21 protein-coding genes, 1 tRNA gene and 1 riboswitch are annotated in these 21,115 nt (G+C 43.4%); of the genes, 4 read left to right on the forward strand and 18 right to left on the reverse strand.

Annotation, left to right across the window (positions count from 1 at the left end; translation table 11 throughout):
• Positions 1 to 10: 10 nt before the first annotated feature.
• Genes AC1DO4_RS01805 through AC1DO4_RS01815 form a run of 3 tightly spaced genes read left to right on the forward strand, consistent with a single transcriptional unit; the run spans position 11 to position 5,592 of the window.
• Positions 11 to 856 carry an SMP-30/gluconolactonase/LRE family protein gene (locus tag AC1DO4_RS01805; RefSeq protein ID WP_477412412.1) on the forward strand — a complete coding sequence of 282 codons (846 nt, stop codon included), beginning with the start codon at positions 11 to 13 and terminating at the stop codon, positions 854 to 856.
• A gap of 1 nt (position 857) precedes the next feature.
• Positions 858 to 3,437 (forward strand): glycoside hydrolase family 95 protein, encoded by a 2,580-nt coding sequence (locus tag AC1DO4_RS01810; RefSeq protein ID WP_477412414.1) that lies wholly within the window; start codon positions 858 to 860, stop codon positions 3,435 to 3,437.
• Position 3,438: 1 nt separating this feature from the next.
• On the forward strand, positions 3,439 to 5,592 hold the full coding sequence (locus AC1DO4_RS01815) for a glycoside hydrolase family 31 protein (RefSeq protein ID WP_477412416.1): 2,154 nt from the start codon (positions 3,439 to 3,441) through the stop codon (positions 5,590 to 5,592).
• A gap of 62 nt (positions 5,593 to 5,654) precedes the next feature.
• On the opposite strand, the gene AC1DO4_RS01820 is transcribed toward AC1DO4_RS01815, so the two are convergent.
• The 13 genes from AC1DO4_RS01820 to AC1DO4_RS01880 form a co-directional block, all read right to left on the reverse strand.
• Positions 5,655 to 6,383 (reverse strand): esterase family protein, encoded by a 729-nt coding sequence (locus AC1DO4_RS01820; protein WP_477412418.1) that lies wholly within the window; start codon positions 6,381 to 6,383, stop codon positions 5,655 to 5,657.
• A 69-nt stretch (positions 6,384 to 6,452) separates the two neighbouring features.
• Positions 6,453 to 7,043 (reverse strand): SGNH/GDSL hydrolase family protein, encoded by a 591-nt coding sequence (locus AC1DO4_RS01825; protein WP_477407779.1) that lies wholly within the window; start codon positions 7,041 to 7,043, stop codon positions 6,453 to 6,455.
• Between the two features lie 236 nt (positions 7,044 to 7,279).
• The gene (locus AC1DO4_RS01830) at positions 7,280 to 7,648 is read right to left on the reverse strand and encodes a DUF1801 domain-containing protein (RefSeq protein ID WP_477412420.1); all 369 of its coding nucleotides are present in this window, start codon (positions 7,646 to 7,648) and stop codon (positions 7,280 to 7,282) included.
• A 3-nt stretch (positions 7,649 to 7,651) separates the two neighbouring features.
• A complete protein-coding gene (locus tag AC1DO4_RS01835; RefSeq protein WP_477412422.1) occupies positions 7,652 to 8,008 on the reverse strand; it encodes a DUF1801 domain-containing protein in 357 nt (118 codons plus the stop codon).
• Between the two features lie 9 nt (positions 8,009 to 8,017).
• Positions 8,018 to 8,338: a hypothetical protein gene (locus tag AC1DO4_RS01840; protein ID WP_477412424.1), complete on the reverse strand. Its 321-nt coding sequence runs from the start codon at positions 8,336 to 8,338 to the stop codon at positions 8,018 to 8,020.
• A complete protein-coding gene (locus AC1DO4_RS01845) occupies positions 8,335 to 8,994 on the reverse strand; it encodes a hypothetical protein (RefSeq protein WP_477412426.1) in 660 nt (219 codons plus the stop codon). The genes AC1DO4_RS01840 and AC1DO4_RS01845 overlap by 4 nt, the downstream gene beginning before the upstream one ends.
• A 428-nt stretch (positions 8,995 to 9,422) precedes the next feature.
• On the reverse strand, positions 9,423 to 9,806 hold the full coding sequence (locus tag AC1DO4_RS01850) for a response regulator (protein ID WP_477401401.1): 384 nt from the start codon (positions 9,804 to 9,806) through the stop codon (positions 9,423 to 9,425).
• A 90-nt stretch (positions 9,807 to 9,896) separates the two neighbouring features.
• Positions 9,897 to 10,502 (reverse strand): TetR/AcrR family transcriptional regulator, encoded by a 606-nt coding sequence (locus AC1DO4_RS01855; RefSeq protein ID WP_477412428.1) that lies wholly within the window; start codon positions 10,500 to 10,502, stop codon positions 9,897 to 9,899.
• 91 nt (positions 10,503 to 10,593) lie between these two features.
• Positions 10,594 to 12,135 (reverse strand): DHA2 family efflux MFS transporter permease subunit, encoded by a 1,542-nt coding sequence (locus AC1DO4_RS01860; RefSeq protein ID WP_477412430.1) that lies wholly within the window; start codon positions 12,133 to 12,135, stop codon positions 10,594 to 10,596.
• A gap of 68 nt (positions 12,136 to 12,203) precedes the next feature.
• Positions 12,204 to 12,944, reverse strand: a complete 741-nt coding sequence (locus AC1DO4_RS01865; protein WP_477412432.1) for an SDR family oxidoreductase — start codon at positions 12,942 to 12,944, stop codon at positions 12,204 to 12,206.
• Between the two features lie 242 nt (positions 12,945 to 13,186).
• Complete coding sequence (locus tag AC1DO4_RS01870) at positions 13,187 to 13,780, reverse strand: LutC/YkgG family protein (RefSeq protein ID WP_477412434.1); 594 nt, start codon at positions 13,778 to 13,780, stop codon at positions 13,187 to 13,189.
• On the reverse strand, positions 13,777 to 15,162 hold the full coding sequence (locus AC1DO4_RS01875) for a lactate utilization protein B (protein WP_477412436.1): 1,386 nt from the start codon (positions 15,160 to 15,162) through the stop codon (positions 13,777 to 13,779). The genes AC1DO4_RS01870 and AC1DO4_RS01875 overlap by 4 nt, the downstream gene beginning before the upstream one ends.
• A complete protein-coding gene (locus AC1DO4_RS01880; RefSeq protein WP_477412438.1) occupies positions 15,162 to 15,899 on the reverse strand; it encodes a (Fe-S)-binding protein in 738 nt (245 codons plus the stop codon). Before AC1DO4_RS01880 ends, AC1DO4_RS01875 begins: the two co-directional genes overlap by 1 nt.
• Before the next feature lie 385 nt (positions 15,900 to 16,284).
• Positions 16,285 to 16,395, forward strand: a riboswitch (SAM riboswitch).
• Positions 16,396 to 16,445: 50 nt separating this feature from the next.
• On the opposite strand from AC1DO4_RS01880, the gene AC1DO4_RS01885 reads away from it, so the two are divergent.
• A tRNA-Cys gene (locus tag AC1DO4_RS01885) sits at positions 16,446 to 16,516 on the forward strand.
• A 324-nt stretch (positions 16,517 to 16,840) separates the two neighbouring features.
• Here the strand turns inward: AC1DO4_RS01885 and AC1DO4_RS01890 are convergent.
• From AC1DO4_RS01890 to AC1DO4_RS01910, 5 genes are all read right to left on the reverse strand, one after another.
• Positions 16,841 to 18,283, reverse strand: a complete 1,443-nt coding sequence (locus tag AC1DO4_RS01890) for a DUF3943 domain-containing protein (protein WP_477412440.1) — start codon at positions 18,281 to 18,283, stop codon at positions 16,841 to 16,843.
• 97 nt (positions 18,284 to 18,380) lie between these two features.
• Positions 18,381 to 18,854, reverse strand: coding sequence for an RES family NAD+ phosphorylase (locus AC1DO4_RS01895; RefSeq protein WP_477412442.1), 474 nt, complete (start codon positions 18,852 to 18,854; stop codon positions 18,381 to 18,383).
• The gene (parS, locus tag AC1DO4_RS01900; protein ID WP_477412444.1) at positions 18,851 to 19,333 is read right to left on the reverse strand and encodes a type II RES/Xre toxin-antitoxin system antitoxin; all 483 of its coding nucleotides are present in this window, start codon (positions 19,331 to 19,333) and stop codon (positions 18,851 to 18,853) included. The genes AC1DO4_RS01895 and parS overlap by 4 nt, the downstream gene beginning before the upstream one ends.
• A 70-nt stretch (positions 19,334 to 19,403) precedes the next feature.
• Positions 19,404 to 20,255 (reverse strand): transglutaminase-like domain-containing protein, encoded by an 852-nt coding sequence (locus AC1DO4_RS01905; protein ID WP_477412446.1) that lies wholly within the window; start codon positions 20,253 to 20,255, stop codon positions 19,404 to 19,406.
• A 4-nt stretch (positions 20,256 to 20,259) separates the two neighbouring features.
• Entirely contained in the window at positions 20,260 to 20,997 is a 738-nt protein-coding gene (locus tag AC1DO4_RS01910) for a proteasome-type protease (protein ID WP_477401416.1), read from the reverse strand.
• Between the last annotated feature and the right edge of the window lie 118 nt (positions 20,998 to 21,115).

The following is a 21,115-nucleotide window of genomic DNA, read 5'->3' on the forward strand; positions in this document are numbered from 1 at the left end:
TAATATAACTATGATGAGCAAACTTTTTAAATACATCCTGCCTGTTTTAATGATAATTGCTGTTTATGACAGTAATGCCCAAACACATCAGCTGGAAAAACTTTGGGAAACGGATACGGTTATAAGGGTTCCCGAATCAGTTTTGCCGGATTTTAAAAAAGGTATATTATATGTATCAGAGATAGATGGAAACCCTAACGCTGTTGATGGTAAAGGAGGTGTAGCCAAAATTACTGTTGATGGAAAGATCATTAACCTTGATTTTACAACCGGCTTAAATGCACCTAAAGGATTGGGGCGATTTGGTAATGAGTTGTATGTTGCAGATCTGTCGGAGGTGGTAGTTATTGATATTAATACGGGTAAGGTTAAAAACAAGATTGCAATTGATAGTGCCAAAGCCTTAAATGACATTACTGTTAATGATAAAGGCGTTGTTTATGTATCAGATAGTAAAACAAAAAAAATACACCGTATTGAAAATGGCCACGCAACCACGTTTTTAACAAACGTAAGCGGTGTAAATGGGCTCAAAGCTATCGGTACCGATCTTTACATACTGGGTGGGCAAAAATTTATGAAAGCAGATAGCCAGGGTAATTTAACACAAATAACCATGTTAAGCTGCGGAGGCGATGGCCTTGAACCTGTTGGTAACGGCGATTTCCTGATTACCTGTTGGGCGGGACATATATTTTATGTAGCTGCCGATGGTAAAATAGAAACCCTGCTTGATACACAGGAGCAAAAGATAAATACTGCCGACCTGGCTTATGATACCGTGAAACACATTTTGTATGTGCCTACCTTTTGGGCTAAAAAGATAATGGCCTTTAAGTTAACAACAGTTAAATAATATGAGGGTTTGTAAAATACGTTTTCTGAAAAAATATTTGGTTGTTGCGGGTTTGGCAGGTACTGAATTTGCAAGCGCGCAAACACACAACACCGATGCATATTTAAAACTATGGTATACCAAACCGGCTGTTGCCTGGGAAGAGGCGTTGCCACTTGGTAATGCTACCACCGGCGCTATGGTGTTTGGCGGTATTAACCACGAGCATTACCAGCTTAATGACCATAACCTATGGTCGGGCTATCCCGAAGCCGGGAATAATCCACAGGCATCGGCGCATTTGCCTGAAGTACGAAAGGCCGTGTTTGATAACGATTTTGAAAAAGCAGCAGAGATATGGAAAAAGTATTTGCAAGGGCCATACACGGCCAGGTATCTGCCCTTAGGTGACCTGCTGCTTAACTTTAACCTGAAAGACAGTACACATTACTATCGCGACCTGAACTTAAGCAACGCGGTTTCGACGGTGAGATTTGAGGCTGATGGCGTGCATTACCAACGGGAAACCTTTATAAGCTACCCGGATAAAGTAATGATGGTACGTATTACCGCGGATAAAAAAGGCGCCATTAATTTCACCGCTAATTTGCAAAGCAAGCTTCGCTTCAGCATCGAAAAGGATGGCAACAATAAGCTGATCTTAAAGGGTAAAGCCCCAAGTTATGTGGCCAACCGGGAATCCGAACCACGGCAGGTAATTTATGATGAGCCCAAAGGCGAGGGTATGGGTTTTCAGATTAACCTTAAAATAAAAAATGATGGCGGGCGGGTGATAGCCGATAACAATGCATTACAGGTTACGGGCGCTAACCAGGTTACACTTTATTTAACCGAGGCAACCAGTTTTAACGGATTTGATAAGTCGCCGGGGCTGCAGGGTAAAGATCCGGCCATTGAGGCCAATGTCAGCCTGCTTGCCGCATTGCAAAAAACATACGAACAACTTAAGCAAAGGCACATCGCCGACTATCAGCGCCTGTTTAAACGGGTCGATTTTAATTTGGGTACAGATGCCGGTATGGTAAAACAACCTACTGATGAACGGCTCCGGAGTTTTAGTGTAGCCAATCCCGATAAGCAACTACAAACCCTGTATTACCAGTTTGGCCGGTATTTGCTGATTGCAAGCTCAAGGCCGGGCAGCGCGCCTGCCAACCTGCAGGGCATCTGGAACGACCAGGTGATACCGCCCTGGGGCAGTAATTATACCACCAACATCAATACCGAAATGAATTACTGGCTGGCCGAAAACACCAACCTTTCGGAGTGCCACCAACCCTTATTTGATTTTCTGAAACAGCTTACTGTGAACGGAGCAATTACAGCCAAAGTAAATTATAACATTAATGAAGGCTGGGTACAGCATCATAACAGCGATATCTGGGCTAAAACATCAACCGTTGGTAATTTTGACCATGATCCCAGAAGCGCCGTGCGATGGACGGCCTGGCCAATGGGCGGAGCGTGGATGAGTCTTCATTTATATGATCATTACCTTTTTACAGGTAATAAGCTTTTTTTGAGCAAAACCGCGTACCCTATTATTAAAGGCGCTGCACAGTTTATGCTGCACTGGCTGGTAAGCGATCCTAAAACAGGGTACCTGGTAACAAACCCTTCCACCTCGCCCGAAAATACTATTAAGATCAGTGGTAAGGAATACCAGGTAAGTATGGCTTCTACTATGGATATGTCTATCATCCGCGAGTTATTCCAGGATTGTATAAGCAGCGCGGAGATATTGGGTACTGATAAAGTGTTTGCAGCCCAGGTAAAAGCCGCTTATGATAAACTTTATCCATTTCATATAGGTAAACACGGCCAGGTACAGGAGTGGTTCAAGGATTGGGATGATACCGCAGATACCCACCGGCATATATCACATTTATTTAGTTTGTTTCCGGGCAGGCAGATCTCCGTGTTTAATACGCCCCAGTTGGCTGCGGCTGCAAAACAATCTATGATCTATAGGGGCGATGTAAGCACAGGCTGGTCAATGGCCTGGAAAGTGAACTGGTGGTCGCGGATGCACGATGGTAACCATGCCTATAAAATATTGGGTGCAGCATTTAACTATATGGATCCCTTACAAAAAAAGGGACAGATGAGCGGCGGTGGTACGTACCCCAATTTGTTTGATGCCCACCCACCCTTCCAGATCGACGGAAATTTTGGAGGAACGGCTGGTATAACCGAAATGCTGTTGCAAAGTCAGGACGGGGAAATTGAATTGTTACCCGCCCTGCCAGATGCCTGGGCCGATGGCAGCATTAAAGGCATCAAAGCCCGCGGAAACTTTGAAGTAGCCATCGACTGGAAAAAAGGAAAATTGAGTAAAGCGCTGATCAAATCGAAGATGGGCGGCAATTGCCGCTTACGAACCCCGATACCTGTAAAAGTGGTTGAGGTAAGCAGTAAAGCGGCTACCGGTATCAACAAAAATATTTTAGATACGTCACCGGTAACACCGGTTTACCAGAAGGCAGATGATGCCAAACTGCCGGATGTATCTTTTAATAAAGGTTATGTAATTGACTTTGTTACAGAAAAAGGTAAAACCTACACCATTATACCTAACTAACATGATGAAAAATATAAAAGGCTTTTTGCTGGTTTGTTTGTTTTGGAGTTTCACAGCAGGGCTTCACGCACAATCTATCACCTGGACGGAAGTAGAATCCGGAATATGGAAAGGCATTATAGGAAAGCCCGAAGAATATGACTTACTGAAAGTAGCGGGAGTACAACCCTATCATGCTGGTTTAGCGCAAATGCCAAAAGCTACCTTCCCCTTGCCACAGCAGGAAATCACAGGTAGTGTACGGGGGGGCAAAACTTACCTGCGCTTTCCGTTAGAAAAAAAAGAGCAGTTGTTTGGTTTCGGTTTAAATTTCCAAACTGTATTTCAGCGAGGTAAAGTGCTTACGCTGCATGTTGACAATTATGCCGGCAAGGATAACGGGCGCACCCATGCACCAACACCTTTTTATGTATCATCAAATGGTTATGGTGTGTTTATCAACTCGGCCAGGTATATCGATGTATACGCAGGTACAGCGGTAAGGCGCGACAGTAAAGTAGCTCCCGAAGTAAAAGACAGGAATCTTGATAAAACATGGAACTCGCACCCATATTCAGATGGTGTAGAAATGCTGGTGCCCGCGTCTGGGGTAGAGATCTATGTATTTGCCGGTCCAACTACTTTAGATGCCGTACGGCGTTATAATTTGCTAAACGGCGGAGGCTGTTTGCCACCACGCTGGGGCCTGGGCTTTACACAGCGTATGCAGCGTTTAACCGATGCGCAGGGTGTTGCAGCCGAAGCAAAGGCATTTGAGGAAAAAGGTTATCCGCTTGATTTTATCGGGCTTGAGCCAGGCTGGCAAAGTAAATCATACCCCTGTACTTTTGAGTGGGATGCCAGCCGGTTTCCTGATCCTAAAGGTTTTGTGCAGGACATGCTGAAAAAGAATATCAGGCTCAATTTATGGACTAATCCTTATATATCTCCAGAGGCGCTTGTTTATAAAAGTATTTTACCTTATAGTGGCTCACATACGGTTTGGAACGGTATAGTACCCGATATCAGTATGCCCGAAGCACGTAAGATCTTTTTTGGCGAACTGGAAAAAGGCAAAATAGATATTGGCATCAGCGGTTATAAAATGGACGAGGTTGATGGCGGGGATAATTATTTATGGCCCGACGTAGCAAATTTCCCATCAGGCCATGATGCCGAGCAAATGCGCCAGACCTATGGCCTAATGATGCAGCGCTACACCGCCGAGATTTACCATGAACGTAATCAACGTACATTTGGCCTGGTTCGTGCTTCAAATGGTGGTGGTTCTTCTTTCCCTTATGTGATCTATAACGACTATTACGATCACCGGGATTTTATAACCGCATTGGTAAACAGTGGTTTTGCCGGTGTGTTGTGGACGCCCGAGGTACGTTCATCCAAAACAGGCGAGGAATGGTTACGCCGGTTTCAGTCGAATGTTTTTTCGCCTATGGCTATGATCAATGCCTGGGCCAGCGGCACCAAACCGTGGTCATTCCCGGAGGTTGCCGAACAGGTAAAAACAATGGCCAGCCTGCGCATGCAGATGATGCCTTACTGGTACAGCGAATTTGCCAAATATCATTTTGAAGGCATCCCGCCTTTCAGGGCTATGTACCTGGAAGATGGCTTTGTTGGAGGGGAAGTCAAAAATGAGAACAAAAAAGTAAACCTGGAGGAAAATCCTTATGAAGAGGCCATTACCAAAGAGGTTAAAGACCAGTATATGGCAGGCGAATATTTACTGGTTGCCCCAATATTTGCCGGGCAAACCAGCAGAAAGGTAATCTTGCCTAAAGGTAAATGGTACGATTTTTATACCGGGAAGTATGCAGGTGATGGAGAAGTCATCAACGTTACACCGGGCCTGGACAAAATACCGGTTTATGTAAAGGACGGTGGCATTATCCCCATGATGCCGGTAATGCTGCACGCGCCTAAAGCAGGGCAGAAGGTTGACCTGGAGGTGAGGTATTATGGCAGCAAACCGGGTACTTATTCTTTATATGATGATGACGGAGAGACGTTTGATTATGAAAAAGGTAACTACACCTTCCGGAAGATAATGGTGAGTAAAGCAAACGGGAAATTAAAAGGTGCAATTACACCCGCATTAAATGGGAAACCAGATAATGTTGGGAGGGTGACTTTCAAAACAATGACCGACTTTTAACTTTAGTGTAATAACGGAACATTTTTGCGTGCCACAACCGTTTATAGGAAGGTATATATCCCCTATAAATATAGTTGTACCATTTGTTTCCAGTATCGTGGCCGATGGGCATATTTACTCCATATGTACAACCGGTGATCAATCCCCTTTGATGAAAGTATATCGCTAAATTCCTGGTTACTGGATACAAAGGGGTCGGTTTCGCCAACGGCCATTATAATTTCAATTTTACGTATAGCGTCTAAATCATATCCTTCTCCAAGGTTGGCCATATACTGCAGCGGCATATTGAAATATATATCTTCATTTCTGAAGCCATCAAACAGGTCTCTAAAGTCATCTATCTGGCGTGTAAGATCATGCCGGCCACTCATGCATATTACTTTTTTAAATATGGCCGGGTGTTTTAAGGCCAGGTTTATTGCATGATAGGCCCCCATGCTGCAACCGGCTACTTCAAAAAAGTTTTCGCCATTTTCAATTTGCATAAAGGGAATTACCTCGTTCAATATGTATTGTTCGTATTGTAAATGGCGGTTTATACGATCAATAGGGTGTATCCAGTGGTTATAAAAACTTTCGGAATCGATACTATCAACGCAAAAAAGCTGCAGTTCGCCATTTTCTATATGGGTCTGGAGTGCTTCTACTATTCCCCAGTTTTCGTAATCATAAAACCGGGCCATCCGGGTTGGAAAAAATAATACTGCTTTGCCGCTATGTCCAAATACTAAAAGCTCCATATTACGATGCAGGCTGGCACTAAACCAATTATGGTAAGCTCTTTTCATTTTAGGTTCGGTCTTTTGGTGCGAAATTTCCAAAACAAATATTACTTCAAATTAAATAAATAGTAATGCTTAGCGGTTAATATGATCATTAATCACATGTTTCCATAACTGGTAACCGGCAGGGCTCAAATGCAGACCATCACCTACAAAATACTCTTTTTTAGGATAACCTTTGGCATCAATCATTTCTTTATAAACATTTATAAATTGCCAATTGTTAGTTTTTTTAACAATTTCTGTTTCTATTAAGTTGTTAGTGTATTTAAACTTATCAATCATGTGCCAACGGCTGATGCTTGGTTTTAAAGAAACAAAATAGCAAGGCAAATCACCAAAGCGCTGCTGCGTTTTGGTAACCAATTGCTGAAAAAATATAAATACTTCTTCGGGGTGGCGGCCATCGCCAAGGTCATTGTCGCCGGCATAAATAACCAATCTTTTTGGTTTATAACCTGTCATTACCCTTTCAAAGAACCAAACGCAGGCGGCTAATGTGGATCCGCCAAAACCAAGATTAACGGGTTTCAGATATTTAAAATCATCATAAAGGCTTGTCCATAACCTTACAGACGAGCTTCCATAAAAAATCGTTTCGGCTTCATATATAAAATTCAAACTATCCTTTTCAAGGTGTTTGATGTCATCCTCGTACCAGTACATGAAACTATTATAGGGGTTATTGATTAAATTAAAGTAAATGAATGAACGTGTCGGCGATTGAAAAATTATCACTCCTGTTTTAGTAAAACCATTTCATTTTTATGAGCTCGGCGTTGGCATTTATCGCTTGCTCGCCGACATGATTTTTAACTTTTTATTCAATCACTAAACACGTAACAATGACAGTAATTTTATTCGCCGGCAATATAATACAATCATTTATCTATCGTATTAAATCAGCTTATTTTTATCACCCCCGTTTTATACAAGTCAATTGCCTGCGTCAAAATAGCCTCTATGGTTTCAACCGGCAGATCCTGATCTGCGTCAAAAAGCATGATCTTCATGCGCGAGCGTTTTTCGACGATGAGGCCTGGATGATCAAAACGGCGGCCTTCAACAATACCAATATAAGGCTGTAAAAGCTTTTTATGCACCCACAGGTAGCAAAACATTTTACCCTTATAACAAAAAAAAGGCATCCCATATTTCCAGGCAGCAGTAATATCTGCGTCMTGTTTAAGGATGATTTCGCGTAGAGCCAGCAGGCAGCCTTTTACGGGTTCATGTTGTTGCAGATAAAAGTTATCAATTGGTGTTGTCATGTTTTACAGATCCCGTTTTACCAACTCAATAGCCATGTCCAAAACTTCTTCAATAGCTTCAACCGGCAGCTCTTTTCCTGCATCCAATATCATGATCTTTATCCGCGAACGGTTTTCGAAAGTAAGGGCGGGGTGATTTAATCTTTTACCTTCATTAAAACCTATAAATGGTTGCTGCAGTTTTTTATGTGTCCAGATATAACAAAACATTTTGCCTTTATATAAAAAGAACGGCATGTTGTATTTCCAGGCATGGGTGACGTTTTCATTGTGCTTTAATATAAGCTTACGTAACGCCAGGAAACAACTTTTAAGTGGTTCATCCTGTTGCAGGTAAAAATTATCAGGCGCTGTTGGCATAAAAATAACTTATTTCTTTTTTGATGCTGCTTTTACGGGGAGCTCGCGTACATATGCTGCAGCACTAAGGGCAAATTCGTTCCATCGATCCTTGTAAGCAAAGGGGATCTGGATCCACTCTTTCATTGGTCTGCCGTCCATCGGGTCGAAAAATTGTAAGGCTTCATCGCGTACTTCGCCACTAAGTTTTACAACCAGGAAATCATGCCAAAACATGGCTGCCGCTTTTCCATTGGGTGTTTTAAAACATAAGGCGCCAAACATCTTGCCAGGTTTCACATCGGGTATTTGACCGGTAAGTTCATGAAAGTATTTTTCTGCTTCGGTCATAAAATGGCTCTTGAAACTATTGATGAAAAAATCAACATTAACCCCGAAATAAATATCATAAAGTATGCAAATGATTTTATATCATCAAATGTACGCCCTTCTTTCAATACCAGGTTTCTAAAAGGATCTGACACTATAAGGGTAACACACAGTAATAACATAAATCCGGAGGCCAATTGCGGGCCAATGCCAAATCCATGCCCTCCATTCTTGAGGATGGCGAAAAAGCCGGGCAACAGCAACACGTTCCAGATAGCAACTATGATAATAGCTGCGGAAGTTTTTATGGCGAATCCCCCTTTTGATTGCGAAGCTATAATCTCCATATCCTCATATTGTGCTAAAGGGGTTTTATTATTCAAAAAACCGGTTTGAGCTATCATCCTTAGCACCTCGTTTGTATCTGTAAAGGATTTGAAAACAACCGTTGTTTTATAGGCATCGACCGTATGATTGATACGAATGCCATTAGAAAAGGGGCCGTAGCTATAAGGCACTATTGATATAACATCTGCCGGTCGGAAGTGTAAGTTGCCCAATAAGGAAATATTAAGGTCAAGTTTGTCTTTAGTAACTTTTAACGTAGCAAAAGGCCATGATGCATTCATTATACCATGCCTTGCTCCACCAGTTAGTTTAAATTCGTTTAGGTTCATCTGTTAACTCTATGATAAGCGTATAGGATAAAGCTAATTCTTTATTTCGAAATTCGGATTTGCGATTTCATTTTTTTTAGTTTTTAAACCGGGAGCGAAATACCAATTAACGTAACTCCCAATCGGAGATTCCGATTCCGAACAGATTCAACCAGGCATAGCACCAGAGGAGGTTTGATAAGAAGCTCGGATTTACTTTGGTGTGAGCTTCCTGATAAAATAAAAATAGGATGCCGGGCATAGTTAAGCATCTATTACCCGACATGCATATCCATTATGCATAGTTCGAGAATAGATCCTTCGCTTCGCTATTATTGACAAGTATGTAACTTTCTGATTGTCAATAGTAAAAAAGTAATTTTTAATACGATTATTTGCAGGCAGAAATAGTTTACCCGGGAAGGTAAAGTAAAAAAGAGATTTATAAACTACACATGCTCAATATCTCCTGCTTTTAACAAACATCCCTGCACCGTACCTACAATATCGATAAGGTCAAATGGTTTGGCAACAAATGCATCGGAACCGTAGCTTCCCAACGACTCCAATACACGTGGATAAGCCGAAACCATCACCACGGGAATATGGGCTGTTACCGGGTTGGTTTTAAGCATGTGGCAAAGTTCGCCTCCATTTATACCGAAAAGGATATAATCAAGTATCACCAGGTCGGCATTAAACTCCATGGCAGCTTTACAGATATCGTTGGTGTAGTTAAGCGTTTCAACTTCGTAGCCTTCCATTTCCAGCACGTCTCTCATCAGCTCAAGGATATCTTCGCTATCATCAAGTATCAAGATCTTTTTAGACATAACATTTTTATAATTGGTACACATTATAACGTTTTGCCTGTGCCATTTGTTTCTTTTCCTTTAATTTTTCTTGTAATTTTTGAGTTACAGCTATAGAAGTTTAAGTCCGGTTACCATTGCATTTACGGTTTTTAAAACCTCATCAAGGCTGGCGGGGGTGTTGGTTACCTTGGCTATCATTATCCCGCCCTCAATCAGGGCTATCATGGATAGGGCGGTGCCGCTTACGTCTGCATCACCTTTAAACTCCCCGGCTTCAATACCGGCCTGAACCAGGTTTTCAATTGATTTTTTCCAACGCAGAACAGCGTTGGCGGCTTTGTTTTTCAACAAAGGGTTTGTATCATCGGCATCAACAGCGGTATTTAAAATGGGGCAGCCGCCGGCAGGGAAGCTTGCCCTGGTAAAGCTGTGATAAACCTGCGCATAAACAAGCAGTTTTTCATAGTAGGTACCGGCTTTTTGAATCCGCTCCTGTACCTGTTTTCTTATTTTGCCCGAATTATAGTCAAAAGCTGCTGCTGCAACTTCCTCTTTATTGGTAAAGTTACCATAAATACTGCCCTTTGTAAGGCCGGTAGCCCCGGTAAGGTCAGACATGGAAGTGCCTGCATATCCTTTTTTATTAAAGATAGGGGCAGTGGTCTCTATAATAAACTGGCGGGTTCTTTCTGCCTTTGATAATTCCTTTTCCATAGTGCAAATATACCAACTGGTATTTGAATGTTATAGTTTTTGGGATAGATGGGAGAATCACGCGATCTCTCCGTTTTTAACAGCGTTTGCGTTAATGATCACTAACCAGCACCACCGGCCCAACCTGTTTTTTACGGTTAATCACCAGGAATAGCAGCGGCATAGCTAGTAAGAACAGTAAGCCCACAAATATGTACGCATCCATATAACTTAACAGGAACGATTGCCTGTCGATACCGTTGTTAACAACAGTCATGGCCTTATTGTGCGCATCAAAACCGGATGATCCCCTCCCCGAAAAATATTGTGTTAGGTTATGAATACGGGCGGTGGCCTGCGGGTTGTAAACGCTGATATCCGAGATAAGATCATTTCTGTGCGATCCAAATCTTTTTGCCACATAGGTGTTGATCATTGCTATCCCGAACGAGCCTCCCAATTGCCTCATCATATTATTTAATGCCGATCCCTGTGGAACATCCTTGGCATCGAGCCCCGAAACCGCTAACGCCGTTAACGGAACGGTTAAAAATGCAAGCCCCATAGCTCTGAAGATCAGGATTGCGGCAAGATTGCCTGGCGTAGCTTCAAGATTGAGCCCGGCCATTTTATAGCTGAAGATCATAAACATGATAAATCCCGTGGTAATGATTATTAATGGCGATACACCTTTTTTTAGCAGTGTGGCCGAAAATAATAATCCAAAAATAGCCAGTATAGCGCCGGGTAATAAAGTAAGCCCGGTAATAGTAGGCGGGAACAGCAGCACACGCTGCGCCAGTACGGGTGTTAAAAAAACGGAGGTAAACATACCTACCCCGGTAACTGCGGTAAGGATAGCTGCAACTGCCAGCGATTTGCTTTTTAATACCCTTAAATCGATAACCGGGTTGGGTACCGTGAGCTCCCACCAGATGAATATAAGGATACTAAATACGGCGATGACCGATAAAGCGATAATATAGTTGGCCGCAAACCAATCGTCGGTTTCGCCGCGCTCCAATACCGTTTGCAGCGAACCTATGCCAACAACCAGCAGCACGATACCCCACCAATCTACCGCTTTGGGTTCAACCTTTATTTCAGGTTCGGTAACAAGCAATATACTTGATATGGCTACAGCTATGCCAATAGGGATATTGATGTAAAAGATCCATGGCCATGAGTAATTTTCTGTAATAAAACCACCAAGAGTTGGCCCAATAGTAGGGCCTAAAAACACACCTACACCAAACAGCGCACTGGCCACCCCCGTACGGGCTTTGCCATAAACCTCGAACACTATAGCCTGCGATACCGACAGCAAGGCCCCGCCGCCGATCCCCTGCAAAAAGCGGAACAGCACCAGCGTCCAGATGTTGGATGCCAGGCCACACATGGCCGAAAAAAAGGTGAAAGCGATGATGGAGCCTATATAGTAGTTACGGCGACCCAGTTTGGTGGTTAAAAAACTGGTCATAGGTATTACAATAATATTGGCAATAGCGTATGCTGTAATTACCCAGGAAGTATCTTCCAGGGTTGAGCCAAGGTTACCGCTCATGTGCGATAGCGCTACGTTTACTATAGAGGTATCAATCAATTCCATAATCGCGGCGGCGATAACGGTTATGATGAGGATGCTTTTTTTCATCGGAGGTTACGGTTTATTGTTATAAAATATACCGAACGGTATATTTTATAACAAATTTTTTATTTGGATTATCTTGGCAGATTGATCACCCTTAAGGCCTCGTCGGGGTTTGACAGGTACAGCCTGTAAAAATCCTCGGTATTGGCCACCCTGATTTCGTAGGTGTTAGTTTCCAGGCCTGCTAAAAGCTCATCAGCAACCTGTGATGGAGGGATTCCGTTTTTTCCTCCTATTTCTGCAGAAAATTCGGTATCAACCAATGGTGGCATCAGCTCAAAAACCTTAACGCTGGTATCGGCCAATACTAATCGTAATGCGCGGGTGTATGCATGCAAAGCGGCTTTGGTAGCGCCGTAAGTAGCCAGGCTGGTACTTGGCGCAAAGGCAACCACCGATGACACGTTCACTATGGCGGCTTCGCTTTGTTTTTTGAGCGATGGCAATAATTTTTCGTTAAGGCGGATGACAGATAAGTAATTGGTCAGCATTTCTTCGCCTGCCTTTTCAAAAGTATTGGTATCGGTAAGCAGGTTATTCAGGTTGGCTGCACCGGCATTGTTAATCACTATATTCAATTCAGGGAACTCAGCAGTTAGCCTGGTAACCAGTTTTTCTACGTCTTCGGCGTTAGAGATATCAGCATTAATAGCAGTTACATTTGTTAACTGGTTGGCTGCCTTTTGCAGGCGAGCTTCATTGCGACCTATAATAATTACATGATTGTTTTTGGCTGATAGTTGTTTGGCTATTTCGAAACCTATACCTGCACTACCGCCGGTAATGAGTACGGTGTTTTTTGAAGTTTTCATTTTTAGTTTATGTTGAGTGGTTAAATTCAACAATACAAAAATATACCAATCGGTATATTTTTGCAATAGGTGATGTTCATTTTTGTGTCATGATTGTGATATCAACCTTTTTTACATGCATTCATCGGAAAATTCTGAAAAAAACAGTAGTGACGTGCCGGTTTTGGAAATCGGCACAAAAAAGCCTGCCGTCAATCAAACGGCAGGCTCAATCAAAAATATATAACCAGATAATAAAGGGGCTATGGAAGTATAAATACCGACAAACTCCGTGGTCCATGCGCGCCGATGACCAGGGATTGCTCGATATCGGCAGTTTTAGACGGACCGGCGATGAACGCTCCGTAACCGTAACCGGCATTGCCAATTGTTGCATAAGCCTGGGCCATAGTGGGTACAAGATTGGTTTTGCTGATCACTATGGCCAGGTGCTGCGCAATGAACGGTAATACCCTTACCGTCATTTGTGCTTCGGTTAACCAGAGTGCGCCATTTTCGGCAACACCGAGGTTTGATGCCAGGATGCAAAGCTCCACATCGGCAAAGCTGTGGGATAGTTCGTGTTTAACATCATCCACAAAAGTATAGCTGTCCAGTTCGCGGATGCCCGATATGATCTTCACGCCGGGTTTGAACTCTTTTTGCAGAATAGCTTTGATGGCCTCAAAATTGGCTACTTCATAAACAAAGCTGCCTCCGGCGCTCCCTACGGCGGTGTATCGCTCAACTAAATCATCATCGGTGGTTGTTAACGAATTTAGTATTTCAAGGTCGGGCAGTTCGGCATGAGTAAACTGGTTGGCTTTTACGGCCGCTAATATTTTTTCCCTGCTCATTTCTTTTGATCCTTTCTTTTGGCGTACCATTCACCAAATGATTGCTCGGGCGCTTGGGGCATTTCGCGGTGTTTATACCATGGGTTTGCACTGTTATTAACTGTGAATGGTGCGTGTTTAAATGTCCACCTGCCCATTTTGCCGGCTGCGCGGTATAAGGCAGGGGAGGCCAGCGTGAAAGCCATACCCTTCATAGCTATGGTTTTAGCTTTTGGGGTGTAGCCCGCTTTTACAATCACCTGCCGCCACTTGTACAGCTGGTCGTGAATATCAATTTTAACCGGGCACACGTTACTGCACGATCCGCATAGGGTGGAGGCAAAGGGCAGGTCTGCATATTTTTCCATGTCGAGGTTGGGGGCCAGGATGCTGCCTATCGGGCCGGCAACAGCGGTATGGTAACTATGGCCGCCGCTTTTGCGATAAACCGGGCAGGTGTTCATACAGGCACCACAACGGATACACTTTAACGAATTACGAAAATCCTCCCTGCCCAACTGAATGCTGCGCCCGTTATCTACTATCACAATATGAATCTCCTTACCATCCTGCGGTTTACTAAAATGGCTGGAGTAGGTAGTAATAGGCTGCCCGGTAGCGCTGCGGGTGAGCAGGCGTAAAAACACACCCAAATGTTTCCTTTCGGGGATGATCTTCTCCATCCCCATAGAAGCGATATGGATTTCGGCGAGGTGGGCACCCATATCGGCATTGCCCTCATTGGTGCAAATCACAATCTCGCCGGTTTCGGCAATGGCGAAATTTACGCCGGTAAGGGCTGCACGGCGGGTTAAAAACACTTCGCGCAAATGCTGGCGGGCCGTTTCGGTCAGGATTTTAGGATCCGATTCGCCTTTGGCCGAGCCTAAATGTTCGTGAAATATATCGCCTATTTCTTCTTTCTTTTTGTGGATACAGGGTAGTACAATGTGGCTTGGCGGTTCACCAGCCAGCTGAACAATGCGCTCGCCCAGGTCCGAGTCTATCACATCAATGCCCTGTTGTAAAAGGTATTCGTTCAGGTGGCATTCTTCGGTGAGCATGGATTTGCTCTTAACCATGCGGTTGATGCCCCTGTCGCTTAGCAACTTATGAATGATTTGGTTGTGTTCTTCGGCATTAGCCGCCCAGTGTACAACTACATCGTTTTTGATGGCATTAGCTTCAAACTGCTCCAGGTAGGTACTTAAGTTTGATAGTACATTGTTTTTGATCTGCGAGGCGGTTTCGCGCAGCAATTCCCATTCGGGCAATTTATGTGCGGCTATGTCCCTTTTTGCCCGTACCCACCACAGGGTTTCGTCGTGCCAGTCAACACGGGGTTCATCGCGGTTAAATATGGCGGCTAATTGAGGATGATCTTTTGTTGCGGTGCTGCTCATTAGATGCTGTGGTTTAAAATTTCGGCAACATGAATTACTTTAACATCGCTGTTTTGGCGGCGCAAAATGCCTTCCATATGCATCAGACAGCTTAAATCGGCCGAGGTGATGTACTGCGCGCCATGCTCAATATGATCGTCAACCCTATCTTTCCCCATTTTTGATGATACAGCTTCTTCAACCACGCAAAAGGTACCGCCAAAGCCACAGCAATCGTCGGCCCGGTTTAGGGGCACAAGCTCCAGGCCTTTTACCATGTTGAGCAATTGCGCGGGTTTACTAAAGGGGGGGGCAACCAACTCGGTCATTTGCGAGATGCGCAAACCGCGCAGGCCGTGGCAGCTTTGGTGCATACCCACTTTATACGGGAAACTGGCTTCCAGGCTCTCTACCCTTAATATATCAACCAAAAACTCGGTCAGCTCAAAAACGCGTTTACGGATGTCGGCCGCCATATCTTCGTTTTCATGGGAGTGCAGGTGCTCCTTAATATGCAGGGTGCAACTGCCCGATGGGCATACGATATAATCGTATCCCGAAAAATTATCGATGAACAAATTATTGCAGCCGCCGGTAAGGTGCTCATAGCCCGAGTTGGCCATAGGCTGCCCACAGCAGGTTTGGTTTTTTGGATAATGAACTTCGCAACCCAGTTTCTCCAGCAACTCCAAAGTGGCAATTGCCGCTTTAGGGTAAAACTGATCAACATAACAGGGTATAAATAAAGCTACCTTCATTTTGTGTGCTTAATTGGTTAAGGCAATATTAACGCTTATGGTTTATACAACTATCCTTATGTATCTGCAAAAGTATAGTTGTATATCAAGGTATCGAAAATACAGATATACCGGGCAACAGTTATTCAGCTTTTTTTGCAAAAGGTTGAGGAGGATTGGCGTATTTGGATAGTGGAATAATCCATCAGGCCGCGGGGAAATGAATAATTAAATAAAATACCCCCACGAGTTGAAATTTAGCAAGAGTATTTTGTTTATTTTTAATTTATTGTATTGATTTTGAGTGGAATGGCATTTATTTATAAAATATTCTACTATTCCTATAGGATTTATATAAATAATGTTTTATGTTTGTATCGTCGTCACAGACAATCGTTCTTTATTTAACTTATCAAGAAAGACTGAGGGAAAGGCCCAAAGACGTCTTAGCAACCTATACATCCGCATAATGTAAAAGGTGCTAATTCCTGCTCCATTCAACGGAGAAAGATAATATACCATCTTCGCCCCCTGCCAATCTAATAAGTGATTTTATAGTTTTTTTTAAGTCGCGTGACCGAGAGGATAGGTGGGGGTCTGCAAAACCCTAAACGGCAGTTCGAATCTGCCCGCGACATCAAAGTTTTCACTACACATTTTCTTAAAAAGCTTTCATTAATCTCCGTCATTGCGAGGTACGAAGCAATTCCCAATTTTAAGGTCGAACTTGCAAGTCTGCCCTGTATCGTTAGGGATTGCTTCGTCCCTACCCATGACGTATTAGACTTTCAAGGTGTAAAGGCCTGTCAGTCTGAGCCTGTCGAAGACTCGTGCGGAGGGCCTTTGCCCGCTATGCTTCGACAGGCTCAGACTGACAGCCCTTTTAGTAACGTCATTCCCCCTTCAGAGTCCACGGATTTGACCACTCGCAATGACGCACAGAGAGAGCACTTTCAGCTCTTTTACAAATTCCCTATTGTATACCTTGTAGAAATCCTCAGATAGGGGTATTTTTTATTCACATCAGGATAATCGTGATAATTCCCCTCTAACCTGAAATAACCGGATTCGGCAGCTATGGATAAGCCTTTAATAAACATATAGCTTACCTCGTTACTAAAGGTATGCAAAAAATAATGTGATTTATTGCCGTTTACGGTTACCATCCAGCCGCCCCGGTAATTTGCACTGTACGAAAATTTATCTAACAACTTAATTGTTCCGCCCCCGTTTATGGAGAAGCCTGGTCCGTAATCATAGTTACGGCTATTGTATATGTATGGGTCGGGTACGGCGGCTAAAAGGATGGGACCGGCGCCCAGGCTGCCGTTGATCTTTATGCCATGTGTTAGTTTAAGTTCGGAGAATAAGTTGAATTTTACACTTTGCGCCCCGTAAAAAAATGCCTGGTTGCGGATGTAATCATAGTTTGCAGATAATATCACCAGGTTTTCCATTTTATCCTGGTCAATTAAAGAAATATCCCATCCGGTAAGTGAGCCATAAACACTAATCACATTAACCGAGCTGCTATCATCCTTGCCAAATTCGGCAGTTATGGAAATGTTGCTGAAGGGTTTCCTGAAGCCTTCATTGGGCACGCCATACAGTAACGCTGCCCTGCCAAACCAACCAAAACGACCGTGCTCAAAGGGGCTTACCGATTGCGAATTAAATATCCGTCCTCCAAAATCAAACTCAGCACCTACTTTGGATGAATCCCGCTCGGTAGTATTGCCATAAACCTTGCCCCACCGGCCATCCAACAGGCGGTTAAGGCCGTTCATTGGGTTCACAATTAAACCTGCTACTTCACTTATCTGCCTTTTAACCCCTCGCTGCCGGTTATTGATAATCCGGTTGGATAAACGGTAGGTCATTTCGCCCAGTACAATACCACCAAAACTGGTATTTATAAAATCATTTGGCGCGGGTGCCTGGTTTTCGGCAAAGGTTTCCCACAGGTAACTACCCGCCATGGTTGCAGGTACAGATTGCCAGAAACTAAAGCCATTACTACGGAAAGCACTGTAAAACAAGCTGCCATGGTAGGGATGGCCAAACTGGTTGGTTTGAAAAGGGTCGTTATCATATTCCCAGCTGCCGGGGTTAAGGTTGTGGCCTACGCTTTTCCAATTGATGCGGGCATAGTCCTTATTGGCAACATAGCGGTCAAAAATCCATGGTGTAATTTCGGCAATGCCTAATTCAAACGCGGCACGGCCAAATCTTCTTTTTACTGTAGTATCCCTTGCATCTCTCTTGTAGCGAATTTTTACCTCGGGTTTTTGGTCAAAAATGTTGTTTTGGGCAAACAGCGGGGTAGAAGCACAGGAAAATATAAATACAAGTATATAAAGTACCGATGAAGAATTTTGGAACAAGTAAAGATTAGCTAATCTCATATGCTGGCTATAGGAGGCAAAAAACTATTATCCAAAAGCACCGAAGAAGGGAAATTGTTTTGGGTGATACAGGTTTAAAGATAAATATTTGAATATACTAACTTTTGCGGGGCCATTTCCCGCTTAGTCGTTCGTCAAAAGTAAAAGGTTCGGTTTTTTCTATGCTGATATTTACAGCATCAGGATGGAGAGGGTTTATCAGCACATTTTGTGCAAGCGGATCAATAACGCTTGGTATAAATAATAAAGGTGTAGTTTTTGCTAAAAGCCATGCATTCCCTATTCTTTTTAATACTTCTGGGGCAGGATATCGTTTCCAGTCTGTGGGTAATTGTTCGGCAAGCAATAACTCGCTTTCCAAATTATCCGGGATAAATAAAGAAGCTATTTCCAGGTCATGGTGAATCTCATCCGGATGCATGTGAACCAATTTCTCGAGGATACAGGTTGATGAATTTACAGAGGCGTATATAACGGGTAAATGATCGTGCCATCGGGCTGCCGACAACAAACCACCCTGGCCGGTTAAATCATGTACGTAGCGTTTACGCGCAATGCGATATAGAATCATGAATAAAAACCGTACTCAATTTGTGAAAGAGCATCATTAACCATACGGAATCCTTCGGCAGTATCAAGCAGATCAAGCGGGATTGCACCGCCAAAGGCCATCTGTTCGCGCTGCAACCATCTTTCAAATGTATCATGGTCGCCAAAAATGTCCAGGCCACGAACATAGATCCTGCTGAATTCATACAGGAAACCGGATTGCTCTGCAGAAAGGCGCTCATTACTTTCATAACGATTTAATTGCCTGGTACTGATATGCAGAATTTGGGAAAGCTGATTACGCGAAACACAGGTTTTTTCCAGTACCTGATTTACGGCCTCACGGGGTAAGCCATTACGTATAGCGCTTATAATATCAAATTGATTTGAGCAATCCCAACCGGCAGATAGCTTTTTAGGTATAAAAAACATGAATGCCTTACAGCTTTCGGAACTGCCGTAATCCAGTTTGTTTAAGTCCAGTGTTTTTGCTTTTTGCATGATGAGCGCCTTCTGTCTTCAAATATAAAGACAAATGTCCTAAAATACAAATATTAGGAGACCGGCCCAACTACAAATACGATAGCCCGTTATAACCGCCATGGATATAATATACCGGCTCAAAATTATATTCATCCGGGGCCAGTTCGCAGCTTACCTGCATGGTTGTAAAGGTTACATCGCCAAAAATATTGGCTATCGCGGTATCGGCGGCATCGCGGCCGGTAGCAATTTTTATGAGCCCGTTTAGCGGCACCAGTTTGGTGGCATCAAAAAGGATCCATTTTCCGCCCAGGTAGGCCTCAAAACAGGCATGAAAGTCGGCAGGATATAAGTGATAGGCATAGCCTGTAAAATAGCGGGCGGGAATGGTTAAAGCACGGCAAAGGGCAATGCCCAGATGAGCAAAATCGCGGCAAACGCCAATCTGCTCGGTAACAGTATCAAAGGCCGATGTTTGCGAGTTACTGTACCCGCTTAAATACTGCACATTATTGTGGATCCAATCGGTAAGGGTAACCACCTTTTCAAACGGATTGGTGATGTGACCAAACAGGTTGTGTGATAGGCGGTACAATTTATCCGACTGGCAATAGCGGCTGGGGTTTAGGTATGGCAGTACCGATGAATCCAATTGTGCTACAAATGTTTCCTGTTGCTGCGAGTGGTCGGTTAGCTCATAGCAATTATCAACCAAAGCTTTGTAGGTAACTTTAATGTTGCCAGGTTCATTAACCTCAAAACGCATCAGCCGGTTTTCGCCCTGGGCCGATATTATTTCCTCTATCTTAACATAAGGCTCAATCGTAAACTCTTCGTTTAATACGGTTTGATTAAGGGTGCGTAAAGCGTGTATGTTTAATATCAATGTGCCCGGCGACCGTACTACATATTCCATTTGGGTAAACACATCGAATTTCATTTGTTCAGCTCCCTGTTTTAATTTCCTCTAATTTGTTAAATGTGGCATCCATCCAGTCTTCAGAGATATGCTCCAGGGCCAGTTTTAGTTCTTCGGCCCATTGGGCAGATATGTATTCCAAGTCTTTCTTTTCGTAACGTTGCTGAATGATCTCAAAGCTATCCTTCTTGTAAAGGGCCACATCAATAGGGAAATCAACATTATTTGAACTGACCCTGGTTGAATCGAACGAAAGAAAACCTGTTTTTAGCGCCAGTTTCAGGCTGCTATCTTCGGTAAGTATGCGGTTTAATATCGCTTTGCCATGGCCCGAGTTACCTATTACCACATAAGGTGCTCCCTGACCCAACTCAACCCAGTTGCCTTCGGGGTACAGTAAAAAAAGCTTGTGCTCGTCATCATCCTTTAGCTGGCCGCCTATAATGGTATTAAGATCGAACCTAAAACCTGCTGCTTCCAATGATGCTTTATCCTCAGAGATCACACGTTTTACCTGTTCGCCAAAGGCGTTTACAGCTTTGTACATTTTATTAAACTCTTTGGTTTCCAGCAGTTCGTTAAAATATACAATGGCTTTATCCCTTGCCGAGCGTAGGCCGCTCGTCATGATAAAAAGCGAAAAATGATCCTTTTGTTCAATAGTGATCTTCTTTTTTACAGTAGTATCCGTTCCCGAAGTTATCCGGGTATCGGCAATAGCGAGTAAACCTTCTTTAACCTTAATTCCGAGGCAATAAGTCATTTTAATAAACCAGGATTTGTAATAATTTCCCGGTTACCAAAGTAGGGAAAAGAATTTTATTAAGGCAAAGGATTTTTGGAGTAAGGAGCAATGCTTTTAAAGCAGGGGATTTTGGCAT

It is taken from the genome of Mucilaginibacter sp. P5_A6, from assembly GCF_056400585.1.